Here is a 2,541-nt window from a genome sequence, read left to right as displayed (position 1 = left end):
GTTGATCCGGTTGACGATCATAAATCTTGGCTTCAAGACATTGCCGACGTTACCGGTCACAGTCCAAATTATCCGATCATCGCCGATACTGAACTTAGCGTTGCCAAACTTTATAACATGTTGCCGCGTGAAGCGGGCACCAGCCATGCTGGCCGTTCAGCGGTCGAAAATCAGGCGGTGCGTTCGGTATTCATTATCGGGCCTGACAAGCGGATCAAGCTATCCCTGACCTATCCAATGGCAACAGGGCGTAATTTTGCCGAATTGCTTCGTGCGATCGACTCATTACAACTCACAGCAAAGCACAAAGTGGCAACACCAGCCGACTGGCAACATGGCGATGATGTTATCATTGTACCCTCGGTATCGGATGATGAAGCATGGACATTATTTCCTGATGGCTGGCAGACAATAAAACCGTATCTGCGCAAGGTCGCTGATCCGACAAAGCCTTAAGTACAGGTCTTTTCTCGGGAAAGGCTGGACGCCACCGCATCAAGTCCCTACATATCTAGGACGTGATGTTTAATGAGTGTGCGCCATGCCGATAAATCAAACCCCTGCCGATCATCCCATTTTTCCGGGGCAAGCCAGAACTGGCTTGCTTCTGGTCAATCTCGGTACTCCTGATGGTACTGATAAAAAATCGATGCGTCGCTATCTCAAACAGTTTCTGTCTGACCGCCGCGTTATCGAGGTACCACGCCTGCTATGGTGGGTGATCCTCAATGGTATCATCCTGAATGTGCGGCCAAAAAAATCGGGCGCTGCCTATGACCGTATCTGGCTCAAGGATGATCCGGATGGCTCGCCGTTACGCAAAATCACCCGCCTACAGGCCGAACATGTCGCTAAAACCTTTAACAGCGACAATCTGATTGTCGAATATGCAATGCGCTATGGCCAGCCAGCTATTGATCGGCAATTACAAAAATTACAGGATGCCGGATGTAGCCGCATTGTGCTGATGCCGCTTTACCCACAATATGCGGCCTCGACCACGGCAACCGTAAATGACGAATTATATAAATGGGCGCTGGATAAGCGCTGGCAACCGGCTGTGCGCACTGTCCCGCCTTGGCACGATCATCCGGGCTATATCAAGGCGCTTGCCGCCAGCGTCAAAGCCGCTGTCAAAAAACATGGCAAGCCTGATGCGCTGGTTGTTTCATTTCATGGCATTCCGAAAAGCTATTTTGTGGCTGGCGATCCCTATCATTGCCATTGCATGAAAACGGCGCGGCTTCTCAAAGAAGCCTTGAAATGGGATGATGATAGCTTTCATGCCACCTTTCAGTCACGCTTTGGGTCCGAGCCTTGGCTACAACCCTATACCGACATCAGCGTCGTCGATCTGGCCAAACAAGGCAAAAAACATGTCATGGTCATGGCACCTGGTTTTGTTGCTGATTGTCTGGAAACGCTGGATGAGTTAGACATCGAACTGCATGAAGAATTTATCGAGCATGGCGGCGAAAAATTCAGCTATATCCCCTGCCTGAATGACTCGGCGGCGGGCATGAAGGTGATCGAAGACATCGCCATCGACAACCTCAAAGGCTGGGTTGATCTGAAGCGGTAGTTAATCTGTAAAGACAAATTTGTTTCCAAATCACACACCCAGAAAGCCCTGCCATCTGGGCAAAGGATATTGATCCTAATTATTAATAGCCACATTAGTGATTTCTTATATTTAACCATATGAGACAATTCAATGAGCTATAAATCTTCTGCCGCACTAATAGTTGCCCTGGCCATGGTGAATCTCCCGACCGTGGCTGATGTGATGGATGAATATCGTGATCCGTCATTTACGGGCGGCTATGTTGTTGGCGAATATCTGTTTGATGAAACGTCGGAACAGGATCAAAAATCCCTATCTATATATGGCGAATATGATGTGTCTGCATATGCGACTCTTTATTTCCGCGCCCAGCAAGCCAAGATCGAGAACAAAACTGTCAATGGTCAGGTGCCAGACAAAGCCAAAGACAACGATCACATTTCAGCTGCCGGCACACGGCTTCGCTATCGCTTTGGCGAGGGTGACCAGCATGAAATAGGCACATTGCTGACATTGTCGCAGCGTGATTTCAACGAGATAAATGGCCTGACCTATCGGGTGATGCCTTATATCTACCTGTTTTCTGGCCGCACCTTTTCCGCACGCGCGCATGTCGAATGGGACTTTATCGAGCGCGATGCCTGGAACGCCGAGGCAGAAGACCGACTACGGGTGCGCAACGAAGACCACGAGGCGGGACTCTATCTGCGCGCCAACCTCACCAACATCCTTGGTTACATCAGCGACGACTTGCAACCCGATAGCTGGTCAATCGCCTATGAAGATAAGCTGGCGACGAATATTGATGAGGATGCCTGGGGCATTTCGCATGAACATACCGTGTCATTTGACCATGAGAATGGCTGGTCATTGATCGTGGCACAGCAAAAAACCTCGCCAACGAACACCGCCAATATCAATCCCTTCAAAAAAGTCACCAAAGCTGGCTATACAACCCTTCAGGTCAAGCGCCAGTT

3 protein-coding genes are annotated in these 2,541 nt (G+C 49.6%); all 3 read left to right on the top strand.

Going from position 1 to position 2,541, the window contains the following annotated elements:
* Window positions 1-456 (top strand): peroxiredoxin (locus ABNT28_RS10830; protein ID WP_348721601.1); only part of this gene is annotated, 456 nt, incomplete at its 5' end.
* Between the two features lie 85 nt (window positions 457-541).
* The gene (gene hemH, locus ABNT28_RS10825) at window positions 542-1,582 is read left to right on the top strand and encodes a ferrochelatase (RefSeq protein WP_348721600.1); all 1,041 of its coding nucleotides are present in this window, start codon (window positions 542-544) and stop codon (window positions 1,580-1,582) included.
* 132 nt (window positions 1,583-1,714) lie between these two features.
* Window positions 1,715-2,541: hypothetical protein (locus tag ABNT28_RS10820; RefSeq protein WP_348721599.1), on the top strand; the 827-nt coding region annotated here is incomplete at its 3' end.

The sequence above is a fragment of the uncultured Candidatus Puniceispirillum sp. genome (genome assembly GCF_963979125.1).
Taxonomy (GTDB): Bacteria; Pseudomonadota; Alphaproteobacteria; order Puniceispirillales; family Puniceispirillaceae; genus Puniceispirillum.
This window is presented reverse-complemented; position numbering and strand designations above follow the sequence as displayed.